The organism is Streptomyces sp. NPDC025784, from assembly GCF_055558435.1.
Genome location: NZ_JBVHMN010000005.1, coordinates 29720 through 43766, shown reverse-complemented (window position 1 = coordinate 43766; position 14047 = coordinate 29720). Strand labels below are relative to the sequence as shown.

14 protein-coding genes are annotated in these 14047 nt (G+C 69.1%); 4 read left to right on the top strand and 10 right to left on the bottom strand.

Going from position 1 to position 14047, the window contains the following annotated elements; all coding sequences use genetic code 11:
* Window positions 1-191: 191 nt before the first annotated feature.
* Window positions 192-521, bottom strand: a complete 330-nt coding sequence (locus tag ACZ4IF_RS13735) for an OsmC family protein (protein WP_467562422.1) — start codon at window positions 519-521, stop codon at window positions 192-194.
* Between the two features lie 449 nt (window positions 522-970).
* Window positions 971-2446 (bottom strand): bifunctional aminoglycoside phosphotransferase/ATP-binding protein, encoded by a 1476-nt coding sequence (locus ACZ4IF_RS13730; RefSeq protein WP_467562420.1) that lies wholly within the window; start codon window positions 2444-2446, stop codon window positions 971-973.
* Between the two features lie 596 nt (window positions 2447-3042).
* Between ACZ4IF_RS13730 and ACZ4IF_RS13725 the strand changes: the two genes are divergently transcribed.
* Window positions 3043-3657, top strand: coding sequence for an Rv1733c family protein (locus ACZ4IF_RS13725; RefSeq protein WP_467562418.1), 615 nt, complete (start codon window positions 3043-3045; stop codon window positions 3655-3657).
* Window positions 3658-3805: 148 nt separating this feature from the next.
* Window positions 3806-4117 carry a DUF1876 domain-containing protein gene (locus ACZ4IF_RS13720; RefSeq protein WP_467562416.1) on the top strand — a complete coding sequence of 104 codons (312 nt, stop codon included), beginning with the start codon at window positions 3806-3808 and terminating at the stop codon, window positions 4115-4117.
* A gap of 85 nt (window positions 4118-4202) precedes the next feature.
* On the opposite strand, the gene ACZ4IF_RS13715 is transcribed toward ACZ4IF_RS13720, so the two are convergent.
* Together ACZ4IF_RS13715 and ACZ4IF_RS13710 are read right to left on the bottom strand one after the other, a co-directional pair.
* Window positions 4203-4883: a CBS domain-containing protein gene (locus tag ACZ4IF_RS13715; RefSeq protein WP_467562414.1), complete on the bottom strand. Its 681-nt coding sequence runs from the start codon at window positions 4881-4883 to the stop codon at window positions 4203-4205.
* A 27-nt stretch (window positions 4884-4910) separates the two neighbouring features.
* Complete coding sequence (locus ACZ4IF_RS13710; protein ID WP_467563031.1) at window positions 4911-5339, bottom strand: cyclic nucleotide-binding domain-containing protein; 429 nt, start codon at window positions 5337-5339, stop codon at window positions 4911-4913.
* A 685-nt stretch (window positions 5340-6024) separates the two neighbouring features.
* On the opposite strand from ACZ4IF_RS13710, the gene ACZ4IF_RS13705 reads away from it, so the two are divergent.
* Entirely contained in the window at window positions 6025-6444 is a 420-nt protein-coding gene (locus ACZ4IF_RS13705) for a CBS domain-containing protein (protein WP_467562412.1), read from the top strand.
* Window positions 6445-6472: 28 nt separating this feature from the next.
* Here ACZ4IF_RS13705 and ACZ4IF_RS13700 read toward each other — a convergent pair whose 3' ends face one another.
* The 6 genes from ACZ4IF_RS13700 to ACZ4IF_RS13675 all read right to left on the bottom strand — a co-directional run bounded on the left by ACZ4IF_RS13700 (window position 6473) and on the right by ACZ4IF_RS13675 (window position 11720).
* Complete coding sequence (locus ACZ4IF_RS13700; protein WP_467562410.1) at window positions 6473-7852, bottom strand: Ni/Fe hydrogenase subunit alpha; 1380 nt, start codon at window positions 7850-7852, stop codon at window positions 6473-6475.
* Window positions 7849-8637: an NADH-quinone oxidoreductase subunit B family protein gene (locus ACZ4IF_RS13695; RefSeq protein ID WP_359494390.1), complete on the bottom strand. Its 789-nt coding sequence runs from the start codon at window positions 8635-8637 to the stop codon at window positions 7849-7851. The genes ACZ4IF_RS13700 and ACZ4IF_RS13695 overlap by 4 nt, the downstream gene beginning before the upstream one ends.
* Window position 8638: 1 nt before the next feature.
* A complete protein-coding gene (locus tag ACZ4IF_RS13690) occupies window positions 8639-9445 on the bottom strand; it encodes an FAD/NAD(P)-binding protein (RefSeq protein ID WP_467562408.1) in 807 nt (268 codons plus the stop codon).
* Window positions 9442-9918, bottom strand: coding sequence for a Crp/Fnr family transcriptional regulator (locus ACZ4IF_RS13685; protein ID WP_467562406.1), 477 nt, complete (start codon window positions 9916-9918; stop codon window positions 9442-9444). Before ACZ4IF_RS13685 ends, ACZ4IF_RS13690 begins: the two co-directional genes overlap by 4 nt.
* Window positions 9915-11060, bottom strand: coding sequence for a 4Fe-4S dicluster domain-containing protein (locus ACZ4IF_RS13680; RefSeq protein WP_467562404.1), 1146 nt, complete (start codon window positions 11058-11060; stop codon window positions 9915-9917). Before ACZ4IF_RS13680 ends, ACZ4IF_RS13685 begins: the two co-directional genes overlap by 4 nt.
* A gap of 81 nt (window positions 11061-11141) precedes the next feature.
* A complete protein-coding gene (locus ACZ4IF_RS13675) occupies window positions 11142-11720 on the bottom strand; it encodes a hydrogenase maturation protease (protein WP_467563029.1) in 579 nt (192 codons plus the stop codon).
* Between the two features lie 534 nt (window positions 11721-12254).
* Between ACZ4IF_RS13675 and ACZ4IF_RS13670 the strand changes: the two genes are divergently transcribed.
* The gene (locus ACZ4IF_RS13670) at window positions 12255-13715 is read left to right on the top strand and encodes a multicopper oxidase family protein (protein ID WP_467562402.1); all 1461 of its coding nucleotides are present in this window, start codon (window positions 12255-12257) and stop codon (window positions 13713-13715) included.
* Window positions 13716-14047: the final 332 nt, after the last annotated feature.

Sequence of the window (14047 nt, the reverse complement as noted above, 5' to 3'; positions counted from 1 at the left end):
AGACCCTTGAGGGCATTGGTCCAGGCCGCCTACATGTGCCCTCATCAGGGCCGTACCGAACGCAGTCGGTCGCGCTGGTCGCGAGCGGCTCACACCTTCTCCGGACCTTCATCGGACGAGGTGGCCACGATGGCGTGGGCGTCGGCCTCACGGTTGTGGCTGTTCGCGACGGACGTACCGAGCAGGGCAGTTCAGACCCCCAGGTCCATGCTGATCGCAGGAAGTTCATGGAGGGTGTTGTGGACGGTGCAGTGTGAGGCGACCGCCAGCAGGGCTGCACGGCGATCCTCGGGCAACGCGGGCGGAGGGACGATCACCAAGCGCATGGACTCCACGCGCGCAGGACGGTCGACGGCCATGGTGAACTCGGTACGGATCCGCAGCTCCGCGTGGGGCAGGCCGTGCCGCTGGAGGTATCGGCCCGCGTAGAAGGCGACGCACGTGGCCAGGGATGCCGCGAACAGTTCGACGGGGGTCGGTGCCGTGTCCGTACCGCCGGCTTCCCTGGGCTGGTCGACCATGAGTCGGTGGCCTCGGACGTCCACTGCGTAGGCGTCGCCGTGTATCGGGGTGACTTCCAGTCGGTGTACGTCTGCTTCCTCTGGGTCTCGCACGATCGGTGTTCCCGGTGCTGTGCTCCTCATGGCCGGCCTCCCTGCATCCTGTGGTCCACTTCCAGTGGAACGCCCACGGGACGTCGGACGCAGGGGCCGACCGGGTAGGGACGGGACCGTACGGCCCTCATGGTCGCAGCCGCGTTCCACACGCCCAAAGGACGGAGCCATACCGAATCTTGATCACGAGTCTTGATCGAACGCCTCGGAATCCCGGCGGATGCGGCCGGAAGGCGCAGATGACAGTCCGCCTGCTCGTGGGTCCGGCCGCCGCCCGTCTCGGGACTGCGACCGCGCAGTTCGGAGGGTCCCGATGTCAGTGAGTTCCGGCCAGGCACGGCGGCACGGGCATGCCTTCAGTCCGGCTCCATGCGGGGATGCCGGAAGACGCGGGCCTGGCGGTCGGCATGTGGGCGGACAGCGGCCAGCGCCTGGTCCACCGCCGCCTGCACGGAGCCGCTCGTGTCGACAGTGGTGGCCGCGGGCCAGGGCGGTTCCGTCGCGGCCAGCGCGGCGGCAATGCCGGGGTCTGCGTCCGACGCCCCCCGGTCGCCCATGACAAGGCGGGTCGCCGCGACCTCTTCAGGAACCTGGCAGTGGAGCGCGACGAGATCGGAGCAGGTGTGCTCCGCCACCCGCAGCGCCGCCTCGCGCTGACCCGCGTCGTGCCAGGTGGCGTCCAGGACGACGGACTCGCCCCGGGACAGCAGTGCCGACGCATGGTCGAGCAGGGCCGCGTAGGTCCTGGTGGTCCATTCGGGGGAGTACAGCCCTTCACCGTAGGGCGCGGCAGCCGACTGCTCGGCCGGAAGACCCGCCAGCTCCTTCCGCAAGCGGTCGCTGCTGAGCAGCGTGACCCCGAGGCGGTCGGCAAGCGCGCCCGACAGCGTCGACTTCCCGCTGCCGGGCAGACCCCCGACGAGAGTCAGGCCGACGGCGGCTGCGCGCAAGTGGCGCAGCGTGGTCGTGATCAGGCGGCCTGCCGCCGCATCCGCTCCGTGGGCACCCTGGCGGGCTTGGAGCAGCGAGACCTTGGCCCGGACGAACGCCCGGTAGGCGACGTAGTGATGGCGCAACGAGGGGGGCGCTGGATCGCCGGAGTACTCGCTGTACGCGGCGAGGAAGAGGGCGGCGGCATCGGGAGCACCGAGCTGTTCCAGGTCCATGGCGAGGAATGCGGCGTCGTCGAGGCCGTCGACGTACCGGAGCCGGTCGTCGAACTCCATGCAGTCCAGCACGCGTGGGCCGTCGTCGAGGCAGAAGACGTCCTCGGCGAGCAGGTCACCGTGACCGTCGACCACCCTTCCCTGATCGATCCGTGTGTCGAACAAGGGTTCGCGGCCGGCGAGATACCGGCGCACCAGGCTTTCGATCCCGTCCAGTTCAGAGGGTGCTGCACCCTCGTCGAACAGCGCACGGACTTGGGCGAAGCTTGCCTCCCAGCGCGACGACAGCGCATCGCGCGTGCCCTGCTCGGCGACTTGCGGGCCGCTGGGCGCACTCGCGTGACGGGCCGCAAGGAGGCGGGCAACGGCCCGGAGGGCGTCGTCCACGGCCGCACCTCGCTGTACCAGCCGGGCGAGGCGGCGCTCCGCCGGTAGGCGGCGCATCACCACGACGGGCTCGGGTTCCTGCGAGTCCGGCCCTCGGAACTCACCTACGCCGAGATAGACATCGGGAGCGAAGCGCCGGTTGAGGGCGACTTCCCGCTCGCACGTGATGCGACGCGCGGCCGGTGTCCTGTGGTCGAGAAACGTCAGATCGACCGGCTTTTTCAGCTTGTAGACCCTGTCTTCGATGAAGAGCAGCACAGCAGTGTGCGTCTCGATCACTTCCGCACGCCGGCCGGGTGTCATGAGGCACCCCGGCTACGGAACAGCCGGTGCGAGCGCCGACAGCGTGGACCAGAGGGCGAAGGATCGGTGTCATGCCGACGAACCTGGAGCCCCGTCCGAGCCTGCTGAACCATCTGCCTCGCCCAGTGGTTCCGATCCGTTTCCGACTGGACGTGGGTCCGCGTCGGAGGCAAAGGGGACCAAGCGTGCAGGACACGCAGAGGAGGATCGCCGCTCGGCTTCGTGGACGGCCCCGCGCGCGGCGGTGAACTGTCGGCCGAGCCGTCGACACCCACGGTGACGGCTTGCTCCATGGCTGCCTCCGTCTCGTCGGGATCTGGAAGAACGGGGAGCTCGGGCGCCGATCTGCGGGCTCGGCGCTTCACAACGAGGACTACCTCACATCTCCGCGCGGCGCATGTGAGGGCGCTCCGCGTCCCGTGGAGATCCTTTCGCGGTCTCGGTGACCGAACAGCCCGGACGGCCCGTCGCCGGGGACGTTCGGCCCCGTGACGGGCCCTCGTCGCTGCCGGAGGGTGGTGGGTGAGTCGGATGTGGCCGGGGGACGCACCAGCAGCGGCTGGAGGCAGACCATGAGCGCACAGGATTCCCCGCAGGCCTGCGGCCCCGAGCAGCCGCGCCATGAGCGACAGGTCAAGGGCAAGAGCCCGATGAAACGCTCGTCGGACCGCGTCGAAGCCTGGTCCTCAGGCCTGATTGTGGCGGTACTCGCGATCGGCCTGCCCACGACCTCGCTGGGTGTCGGCCAGGCGAGCTACCGGTCCGCCATGCGCGTGGTCGAGACACAGTCCGCCGAGCGCCACCAGGTCACCGCCCGAGTGACGTCGACATCCGAAACCTCTGCCGGAAGCGCAACGGACCGGAACCAGAACGCGTGGGTCGGCTGGACTGATCAGAGTGCGCAACAGCGGACCGGGGTCGCCTCCGTACCGTGGGACAAGACGGCGGGCGAAACCGTGAGGATCTGGGTGGACCGAGAGGGGACCGTCCAGGATCCGCCACTGTCCGCGAACAACGCCAGGGCCACCGGTTGGCTGATGGGTGGTGTGACAGCGGTCGGCATGATTGCCCTCGCCGTCGCAGCGCGGAAATGCACGCGCCGCGCGCTGGACCGGAGACGGTACGCACAATGGGACGCGGAATGGGATGTGGTGGAGCCTTTGTGGTCCGCCCGATTCCACAGCTGACAGCGTCACGCCCCGACCGCGGTGAGGCGGCGCCCCTTGTCCGGAGCGACGACAGCCGACCTGACCAGGCCGACATCGCGGACGTGCCGATTGACGAGCGGAGCCGTTCCGGAGCTCGGCGGTCCGTCGTGAGGGAAGGAGCACTGTGATGGCGCACACCAGGGAATGGAAGGTTCGGCTCTATCTCTTCGAGGAAGAAGGAACGACCACGGCCCGGGTGGTGTTGGACACCGGCGCGAACGAATTGACCGGCCACGGCGTGGCGCACCGCAACCCCAGCGACACGGACGTACCGGAGATCGGCGACGAGCTGGCGGCAGGCCGCGCCCTCCACGACCTCGGCCGGCAGCTGGTGGGCGTGGCCGACCTCGACATCGAAGGAATGAACCCGCCCTCGGAGGGACGCAGCGCCGGCCCGAGGACAGGCTGGCCCACGCCGGACCAGATGCCAGGAGGGTGATGACCGCAGCCCGGTGAGTGTCCGGCTCGAAGCCCCGTCCGAAGTGCCGCGACGGGTCGGTCGCCGGTACGGCGCGACCAGGCGTTCAGACGGTGTGCCCTTCCGGCCCGCCGGCGCCGGCCGATTCGCCGGTGAGCTGAGGCTCGACGTCCACGACACCTTCGATGGCGCGCACGAGCCGCACGGCGACCGAGACGAGGGACGTGTCCCGTACGTGTCCTCGGAGGGTGACGACGCCCTCGTGCACGGTCACGTGGATGGCGTGGCTGAACGCCGGGAATAGGTAGGAGACCACCGTACGGCGTACCTCCTCCTCGATGTCGTCGTCCGACCGCAAGAAGACCTTCAGCAGATCGGCGCGGCTCACGATGCCCTGGAGCATGCCCACGTCGTCGACGACGGGCAGCCGCTTGACATGCCGGACGGCCATGATCCGGGCGGCTTGCGCCAAAGTCGCGTCAGGGTGGACGGTGATGGCGGGAGTGCTCATGAGTTCCCCCGCCGTTGTGCCCCCGGCCTTGGCGACGTCGGACAGCCGCAGTCGCTGCTCGGACAGGGTCTGCTGCTCTTCGTGGAACTCCTCCTTGAACAGCAGGTCGGCTTCCGATACGACACCGATGACGCGCCCCTCGCCCTCCAGCACCGGCATGGCGCTGACCTTCCACTGCTCCATGGTCTGCACGATCTCCTTGAAGCGCGCGTCACGTCCGACAGCCACGACGGTCTGGGACATCACGTCGCTCACAATGTGCGGAGTCTCAGGCATCTCCGACCACCTCGTCTCGCGCTCTCGTCAGGGGACGTCGCCGGCGCCGTGCGGCGCGTAGAGGTCAAGTATCCGGATCCGGGCGGAGCGGAGCCGACGCGCGAGCACACCGGACACGTACGTGCACAACTCGTGGTCCAGCTGCGGGTTCTCTTCGCACATCCCCCGTACGGTCGCCGCGTCGAACTCGTGAGCGCGTACCGGGCTGGTTGCCTCGGCCCCCAGATGCCAATGATGGGGAGGCACCAGCCAGGACCAGCCCAGGAGCCGTCCCGGGCCGAGGGTCTCGATGACCACCCCCGGCCGGCCCGGCACTCGAAGATCGAGAGCGACCGTGCCTGTGTGGATGATCCAGAAGCGGTCGGCGATCGCCCCCTCCTCGAAGATGCGCTCACCGGTGTCGAACGACACCTCACGCGCGAGCGACATCAACTGATCGCGATGCTCCTTCGTCATGGCGCCGAAGACGCCTGTCCTCGCAACCACGGCGGCCTTCCCTTCGTCGACAGGGGGCTTCTTGCTGGTTCTTCATAGGGTCGTACTACTCCACGATCGTCGTAGACGGGTCTCGTGCAACTCCGGCTCGGAGACGACTGTGTCCTCGCGGCCGTGAGGTGGTCGAGACCGCCGCCGGTCGTGGCCGTCCATCCTCGATTTCGGTGGTCCGAAGGGCGCACGGACCGGGGTGCGGATTCCGCGGTGGATGCGGTGGTCGTGGTGCCGTGGACCGACGTCGACGAGGGCCCGCCGCGCGTGGAGATGCCGATGGAGACGTCTGCCGACCGTCACCCGGTGGTGACAGCTTCGATGAGCTGCTGAGGTGTGGCGGTCGACATCTGTCCGGCAGGCTGCCAGGACACCTGCCACGAAGAGGCGGGAAGGGCCCTACCCGCTTCTCGCGGATCCTGATTGCGCCGGTGCGCGGACGCCAGCCGTTCCCCCGCGCCTTTCCGAGGTCCTTCCCGTCACCTGCAGCACACCACAGGGACGCAGAGGGCCGCTAGGGCCGATCGGCCCTGAGCGCGCCCGGTATGCACAGGGGCCGTGAGGAACCCACACTGGCTTCAAGGACAAGCTGTTCGGGGCGGGTCCACCTCCCGGGGCCTCCCCACGAGCATCCCGAGGCTCGAAGGAGACGGCCATGACCATTGCGCGGGAAATCATGCACGCTGGAACCACGTGCGTGCAGGAGAATGAGACCCTGGAAGATGCGGCGCGCCGGATGCGGGAGCTGGACGTCGGAGCCCTCCCCATCTGTGGTCCGGACGACCGGTTGCACGGGATCATCACTGACCGGGACATCGTGGTGAAGTGCCTCGCAAAGGGTAAAGACCCCAAGACCATGACGGCGGGCCACCTCGCCCAGGGCAAGCCGATCACCATCGATGCGGGGGCCGACGCGGACCAGGTCCTCCGTGCCATGGAAGAACACAGGATCCGGCGACTGCCCGTCGTCGACGATCACCGCCTGGTCGGCATGATCAGCGAGGCGGACCTCGCACGCCGTCTGCCGGAGAAGCAGGTGGGCCACTTCGTCGAGGTGGTCTGCGCGACCACCTGACCCCAGCGGCTGTCGCCGGCAGCAGGCTTCATTCGACGTCCGTATCGATGTCCACGTCCAGGAAGTGGGCCGAGCACGAGATGCACGGGTCGTGGTTCCGGACGGCCCGTTCGCACAGGCGGGCAAGGTCTGCGTCGGACGACACGCCACGGTCCAGGGCGTTCTGGACGAGGACGCGCAGATCTTCCTCGATCGCACCCTGGTTCTGCGCGGTCGGGGGGACGAGGAGTGCGTCGGTGATCAGCCCGTCGTCGCCGAGGCAGTAGCGGTGATAGAGAAGGCCGCGTGGTGCCTCGGTTGCGCCGTGTCCCACGCCTGCCCGGGGTGGCACTTCGACGTACGGCCGGGCTGGAGGCTCGTACGCGCCGATGATCCGCAGGGCTTCCTCCACGGCGTACACGACCTCCACAGCGCGGACGAGGATGCTGCGGTAGGGGTTCGTGCAGACGTCGTGCCGTACCGCTGTGCCCGTGTCGGAGGCGGCCAGAGGGGGGTCGCCCAGTCCGGCTTCTCTCGCGGCCTGGCGGGCGGACGGGGAGAGCAGATGGCCGCTGATGGCGTAACGGGCGAGGGGGCCGGTCAGGTGGCGGCTGCCGTCCAGCCGGGCGTGCAGGGCGCTGGAGTGAGGGACCTGCTGCTCTGTGACGTGTTCGGAGAAGTGGCGCAGGGGAAAACTGCGGGGCGGCAGAGTGCGGTCGGCCGGGAGGACGGTGGGTACGCCCGACTCGATCGCGTAGATGTCCGGCTCGGCCAGGGCAAGGAGGTCGGCGTCGCACTCGTCATGGGGGAAATCGAAGGAGGCGACCCAGCGCACGGTCTCCCAGGCGTCGTCGAGCGCCACCCGCAGGCGCTCCGCGAGGGAGCGAAGCTCTGAGCGGGCAGGAGTGCGATGGAATCCGCCGAGACGCACGTTGACCGGATGGATCGCACGTCCGCCGAGTGCCTCCAAGACGGCGTTGCCCGTCTGCTTCAGACGAAGCCCGCGCTCGACGTGCTGGGGATGGGTGCGCGCCATGGCGATGAGATCCGGGTGGCCGAGGAAGTCCGGGGCGTGAAGCAGATACATGTGCAGGGTCTGACTCTCGATCCACTCCCCGCAGTACAGCAGCCGCCGCAGGGCCGCGAGCTGCCCGTCCACGACGGCTCCGCACGCATCCTCAACGGCACGGCAGGCGCTCAGCTGGTACGCGACCGGGCAGATCCCGCAGACGCGCGAAGTGATGTCAGGGGGTTCGGTGTGTGCACGGCCCCGGAGGAAGGCCTCGAAGAAGCGCGGGGGCTCGTAGATCTTCAGGCCCGCCTCGACGACGGTGCCGTCGATGATCCGCAGTCGCAGCGAGGCCTCACCCTCGATGCGGGTGATTGCGGGGATGCGCAGAACCCGTGATCGGGCGGCAGGCTCGGTCATGGCCGGTCGTCCTCCAGCGCGGTGAAGCCCGTGACGTTGAAGGTGTGCAGGAACCTCGCCACGTCGTCCTCGTTCATCCCGTTGCATTGCAGGACGGGGATGAGGGCGGGCAGATTCGTCGTTCCGGCGGGCCCGAAGCAGCCGTAGCAGCCGCGCCCGTAGGTGGGGCAGATGGCTCCGCACCCGGCATGGGTGACGGGGCCCAGGCATGGTGTGCCGTGGGCGACGAGAACGCAGACGTTACCGCGCTGTTTGCAGGAGAAGCAGACGCTGTGGTTGGGGATTCCGGGCTTGCGTTCGGCGAGGAAGGCGGTGATGACCTCCAGGAGTTGGGCGCGGTTGATGGGGCAGCCACGCAGCTCGAAGTCGACGGGCACATGGGCGGAGATCGGTGTGGAGGTGGCGAGGGTCTCGATGTAGTCGGGGCGGGCGTAGACCGTCGCCAGATACTCCGCCACGTCGGCGTAGTTCCGCAGTGCCTGGACCCCGCCGGCCGTGGCACAGGCACCGATGGTGACGAGGTAGCGGGACTCGGCACGGATACGCAGGATCCGTTCCCTGTGTTCGGGGGTGGAGACGGACCCCTCGACGAGCGACAGGTCGTATGGCCCGGAGGACACATCGCTGGACGCTTCCAGAAAGTGAGCGATCTCCAGATCGTGGGCGATGCCGAGCAGCTCGTCCTCACAATCGAGGAGAGTGAGCTGACAGCCGTCGCACGACGCGAACTTGAACACGCCCAGCCGGGGGCGGGCGCGCTCCGCGGGCGAGGTGCGATCGGTCATCTCACAGCTCCCGTACGGCGAGAAGGGGCTCGGCCACGTCGTAACCGACGACGGGGCCGTCGCGGCAGAGCAGCAGCGGACCGAGCTGGCAGTGCCCGCAATGGCCGGTGGCACAGCGCATGTTGCGTTCCAGAGACACTCGGACACGGTCCGCGCGAACACCCCGGTGGATCAGCTGCCGGGCTGTCGCGCGGATCATGACTTCCGGACCGCAGAGGAACGCCGTGGTGTTCGCCGGCGAGAAGTCCGCTTCGTCCAGCAGCGATGTGACGACACCGACCCGGCCGGTCCAGCCGCGGGTGGGCCGGTCGACCGTGACCGCCCCGAACGGGTGTTTCCATCCTGGGAACTCGTCCTGGTACAGCAGATCATCGGGTGTCCGGGCCCCTGCGAGGACGTTCAGCCGTTCGTACACATGCGGTTCGGCCAGGACGGCGTCGATCAGGGGACGCAGCGGGGCGAGTCCGATGCCGCCCGCCATGACCAGCACATCATGTCCTCGGGCGGCCGATGCGTTCCAGCTGGTTCCGAACGGGCCGCGCACACCGACGGCCGCGCCTTCCAGGAGACCGCACAGTGCGCGCGACACCGCACCCACCGCGCGGACCGTATGGCTGAGTCGCTGGTTCTCGAGCGTGCGGGACACCGAGACGGGGATCTCGCCGACGCCGAATGCGTAGACCATGGCGAACTGGCCGGGCATGAAAGGCGGCAGGCTCTCCCCGACGGGTTCCAGGTCGAGCGTGACGACATCGGCCGTCTCGTGGCGACGGTCCACGAGGCGGTAGGGGAGAGGGACGATCGTCATGGCCGCGCTCCACTTGCCTGCGGTCCGTACAGGTCGAGCAACCGAGTGCGCGTGGCACGCAGCCGGTCGCCGATCGTCTCGGCGACGAGGGTGACCAGCACCAGGCCGAACGCGGGGTCTGTGACGCACAGCTCCCGCACTTCGGCGGCGTCGAACTCCCAGGCCGACACCGGGTTCCTGGTCTCGGCCCCAAGGTGCCACTGGCGCGGCGGGCACAGCCATGACCAGCCGAGAAGGCTGCCCACCCCGATCGTCTCCACGACCGCGCGGCCGCGGCCGGGAATCTGCACGTCGAGTGCGACGTCACCCGACCGGATGATCCAGAAGCGGTCGGCCGTTCCGCCTTCCTCGAAGAGTCGGGTGGTCCCGGAGTACTCGACCTCGTGGGCGAGGGCCATGAGTCGCTTGCGGTGCTCCGCGGGCAGCGCCGTGAGGATGCCGGCCGCTGGTTGCGTGTTCGCCTGCGATGTCATGGCGCTGTGCCCCTCTCCACAGCCTCCTGGTGCAAGGCGTGCGCTTCTGCCGTGAGGTCGATGCCGGTGGGACACCAGACGATGCAACGACCGCAGCCGACGCAGCCGGAGCTGTCGAACTGGTCGTGCCAGGTGCCGAGCTTGTGGGTGAGCCACTGACGGTAGCGGCTGAGCGGAGACGCGCGGACGGGGCCGTCACGAAGGAGGGAGAATTCCAGGTCGTAGCACGAGTCCCAGCGGCGCCAGCGCTCGGCGTGATCGCCGGTCAGATCGGTGATGTCCTCTGTAGTGGTGCAGAAGCAGGTGGGGCAGACCATGGTGCAGTTGCCGCAGCTCAGGCACCGGGAGGTGACATCGTCCCAGCGCTCTGCCGCCAGGCTGTCGCGCATGAGGGTGCGCAGGTCGACCGGCGGCATCGATCGGCCCATCCGCTCGGCGGCCTGACTCACCGCGCCGGTCGCCGCAGCACGGGTGGCGACGTCGGCCGGCCGGCGGGGGAGCTCCGCGAGTACTGCTGCGCCCTCCGCGCTCCCGCTCCGGCACAGGAAGCGGTGCCCGCCGTCATCCAGCACCTCTGTGAGGGCAAGGTCGTACCCCGCGTCTACGGCCGGGCCCGTGCCCATGGAGACGCAGAAGCAGGTGGCTCCCGGCTCTGTGCACTCGGCCGCGATCAGGAACGCTCCGGAGCGACGGGAGCGATAGGCGGGATCCTGGTATCGGCCGCCACTCATCACACGGTCGAGGATCTGGATGGCTCGCAGATCGCAGGGTCTCACTCCGAGGAAGGCGTACGAGACGCGCGGCTGTTCTTCCTGGCGCACGGTGAGCTCACCGCTGCTGCCCCGCTCAGCAGTCCACTGTCGTACGCGTTCGGGGTGCAGGAACGACTTCCAGGACTGTGGTCCGGCGCTGTGGGCGAACACGGCGACATCGTCCCGCTGACGGAGCCGGTATTGTCCTGCCTCCAACTCGACACCCCAGCCGTGCGGGAGCTCGTCGGCACTGTCCAACTCGGCCAGGACGATGGCGCGGTCGCGTACGGTGGGGCCGATCACGGTCCTGCCGCGCTGCTTGAGCACCCGTACCAGCGCGTCAAGACCGTCCCGGTCGAGGACTGCTCGGATGTCCTCGGAGTCTGCCATTCTCCATCCCCTCTGCGCGGGCATTCCGACGGCCGGACAGGCGGTGGCTCAGCCGACGGTCCGCAAGTGACTGACAGAGTGTCAGGTGTCCGCGTCACATGTATCGAAGCCGTCCGGCGTGTCCCGCGGAGTGCCGGAGCCCGGCGGTGCCGAGGAGGGGCGCCGCAGAGCCGCTTCCGTGTGCCGCCTGACGTCCGCCTCGATGCGTTCGGCCAGAGGTTCTACCGCCCCGGCTACCGAAGGCGTCAGCCCCGCCCCCAGGGACTGGCTGGCCCCTTCGACCGCGTACACGACGAGACAGCCGGGACACCGTCCCAGGCTGTGGGCGAGGTGCAACGTCTCGACGAGACCGATCGCGTGCGTGCTGTGCCGCCCAGGGCCAAGGGCCGCGACGGAGCCCGGGCGCGGACGCCAACGGTGGATCCGCCCAGGACAGGGGCTGGAGGGGAAGCAGGCGTCGACGATTACCGTGAGGCCAGTGCCTTCCCACAGTCCGATCAGTCGGCCCGGGTCCCCGTCGCACTCGTGGAGAACGGTGCCAGGTGGCAGCGGCTGAGTCACGGCCCGCTCCTTCAGCAGCGCGACCACGGCCGGTCCCACGCCGTCGTCCCGCCGGAACGTGTTGCCGATCCCGACGACCGCCGAACCGGTGAACGCCATCACGTGTCTGCCCTTCCGCCCGGTCTCCAGGCGCGATGGCCACGTCCCTGGGCTCTCTGGTACGTGGAGCGAGTGTCAGTTCTTGAGCACCGGGGCCGGCGACGACACGCGACTCGTCCCTACCAGGAGAGTCCAACTGCAGCATCGCGGCCGAAACTCGGGGCCATCAGCAATCACCCCCCTGTGGTGCGTGACGCGGCAGCCCTGCACCCCGTTGACGAGACCGCTCGCGAGCGACGGCAGACTCTCCTGAATGCCGTCGCTATGGGCCGGAGCTAGGCTGGTGCTGAGGAGAAAGAGCTTCCCGAGGGACGTGATCGCGGTGTTGGGCGGTCAGGCGATCGGCTGGATGTCAGTGTGGCCGGCACTGGTCGTGGCGGGTTTGCTGATCATCGGCTGCTCGACGGTGAACCCGGCGCGTGGTGGGCGGGAGTCTTCTCGCATGGGGGCGGGGGCTCGGCCAATCCGTGATGAGGGCTACGAACGCGGGGAGATCGACGAGAAGGAGCACAGGCGGCGCAGGAGTGTGTCGCTGTGAGCGGGGAGCCGATCAGCCGTCGCCGGGCGCTTGGCCTGCTCGGGTTGGGTACGGCCGGCGCGGCGGGCTGGGCCGCGGGCCGGGACACCCCGCGCAGTGATCGGCTCAAGCCGGCCGCGCAGGGCGAGCGGTTTGCCGAGCCGCAGGTGCTGGCCAGCCGTGACGGGCTGCTGGACGTGCGGCTTGTTGCCGCCTCAGGCGTTCGGCTGGCGGGGCGGGAGACCGCGGGGTGGGGGTTCAACGGCACCTCACCTGGTCCGACGTTGCGGGTGCGACCCGGGGATCTGCTGCGGGTGCGACTGGTCAACCACATCGACCAGCCGACCAACCTGCACACGCACGGCCTGCACGTGTCCCCGTCGGGGAACAGCGACAACCCGTTCCTCACCATCGAGCCCGGTGCCGGCTTCGACTACGCCATGAGGATCCCGTCCGGGCATCCGGCGGGCACGTTCTGGTACCACCCGCACCACCACGGCACCGTAGCCGACCAAATCTTCGCCGGCCTGGTGGGAGCGTTGCTGGTCCAGGGTGCCGGGGGTGAGGATGACCTGCCCGTCCACAGCGATCGGCTCCTGCTGGTCACCGACACCACCCTGGACGGAGCCGGCCGGGTCGCCTCGCCGACCATGATGGCCAAGATGAGGGGGCGCGAGGGCGAGTTGGTGTTGGTCAACGGCCAGCACCAACCTGTCATCACCGCCGCACCCGGCTCGGTCCAGCGGTGGCGGGTCATCAACGCCTGCGTCTCCAGGGTGCTGGTGCTACGGCTCGACGGGCACCGGCTCACCCACGTCGCCCTGGACGGCGCGTTCCTGCCCGCACCGGTCGACCGGGACCAGGTGGTGCTGGCCCCCGGCAACCGTGCGGACCTGCTCGTGCGCCCCACCGGCAGGGGCCGGTACGCATTGATCAGCGACCCCTACGACCGCGGCGGTCTCGGCATGATGGGCGGTGGCCCTTCCCCTGGTGGTCCGGTCACCCTGGCCACCCTGGCCGCTGCCGGCCCGGCAGCGACGTCGCCATCGGTGCCCGTCAGGTTGTCCGCGCCGGCTGTCCCGCACGGCCCGGCGGCCAGGCAGCGCCGGCTCACTTTCGCGATGGGCATGGGTCGGATGGGCATGGGCGGGATGGGCTTCACCATCGACGGGCGTACCTTCGACCCGGACCGTGACGACCAGAGCGTCGTCCTCGACACCGTCGAGGAGTGGACCGTGGTCAACACCAGCCCCATGGCTCACCCGTTCCACCTGCACGTCTGGCCCTTCCACGTGCTGGCGGGGAGCGCCGGTATGCCGCCCGCCGGCGTGCTTCAGAACGTCGTGCTCGTCCCCGCACGGGGGTGGGTGCGCCTGCGGATCCGGTTCAGCGACTTCGCCGGGCGCAGCGTTTTTCACTGCCACATCCTCGACCATGAGGATCTGGGCATGATGGCCACCGTGAACGTACGCGGCTAGCTAGCGGTCGGGCGAGCGTGGCGGTCCGGGATGTTGCAGGACAGCTCGTAGCAGGCAGGCCGCAGCGCATGCGTCGGCGGGGCCGGTTCGGTCAGGCTGACGGCGCGGCTTGCGGATCGTAACGGTGCTGTCGCGAAGCGTCGCGAAGAGCACGTCGGCTCGTCATCTCGCGAGACAGTGAAGGGCTTGGAGCGATACCTTCCCCGGCTGATCTTCTTGTTGTGGTGGGCCCTGGAACCTCACCGGCTGATTCACCACCTCAGCCGGCCCGATGCCCGTGCGGCGTCTGCGTCGCCGCGCGCAGACGCCAGGCCGGTTGGACGTCCTGCGGT

Bases quoted from the DNA above. Each gene is read 5' to 3' on its own strand.
- ACZ4IF_RS13700 (WP_467562410.1), bottom strand. From the start codon at position 7,852: ATGACCGAGCCTGCCGCCCGATCACGGGTTCTGCGCATCCCCGCAATC.
- ACZ4IF_RS13720 (WP_467562416.1), top strand. From the start codon at position 3,806: ATGGCGCACACCAGGGAATGGAAGGTTCGGCTCTATCTCTTCGAGGAA.
- ACZ4IF_RS13725 (WP_467562418.1), top strand. From the start codon at position 3,043: ATGAGCGCACAGGATTCCCCGCAGGCCTGCGGCCCCGAGCAGCCGCGC.
- ACZ4IF_RS13690 (WP_467562408.1), bottom strand. From the start codon at position 9,445: ATGACGATCGTCCCTCTCCCCTACCGCCTCGTGGACCGTCGCCACGAG.
- ACZ4IF_RS13715 (WP_467562414.1), bottom strand. From the start codon at position 4,883: ATGCCTGAGACTCCGCACATTGTGAGCGACGTGATGTCCCAGACCGTC.
- ACZ4IF_RS13685 (WP_467562406.1), bottom strand. From the start codon at position 9,918: ATGACATCGCAGGCGAACACGCAACCAGCGGCCGGCATCCTCACGGCG.
- ACZ4IF_RS13675 (WP_467563029.1), bottom strand. From the start codon at position 11,720: ATGGCGTTCACCGGTTCGGCGGTCGTCGGGATCGGCAACACGTTCCGG.
- ACZ4IF_RS13695 (WP_359494390.1), bottom strand. From the start codon at position 8,637: ATGACCGATCGCACCTCGCCCGCGGAGCGCGCCCGCCCCCGGCTGGGC.
- ACZ4IF_RS13705 (WP_467562412.1), top strand. From the start codon at position 6,025: ATGACCATTGCGCGGGAAATCATGCACGCTGGAACCACGTGCGTGCAG.
- ACZ4IF_RS13680 (WP_467562404.1), bottom strand. From the start codon at position 11,060: ATGGCAGACTCCGAGGACATCCGAGCAGTCCTCGACCGGGACGGTCTT.
- ACZ4IF_RS13735 (WP_467562422.1), bottom strand. From the start codon at position 521: ATGGTCGACCAGCCCAGGGAAGCCGGCGGTACGGACACGGCACCGACC.
- ACZ4IF_RS13710 (WP_467563031.1), bottom strand. From the start codon at position 5,339: ATGACGAAGGAGCATCGCGATCAGTTGATGTCGCTCGCGCGTGAGGTG.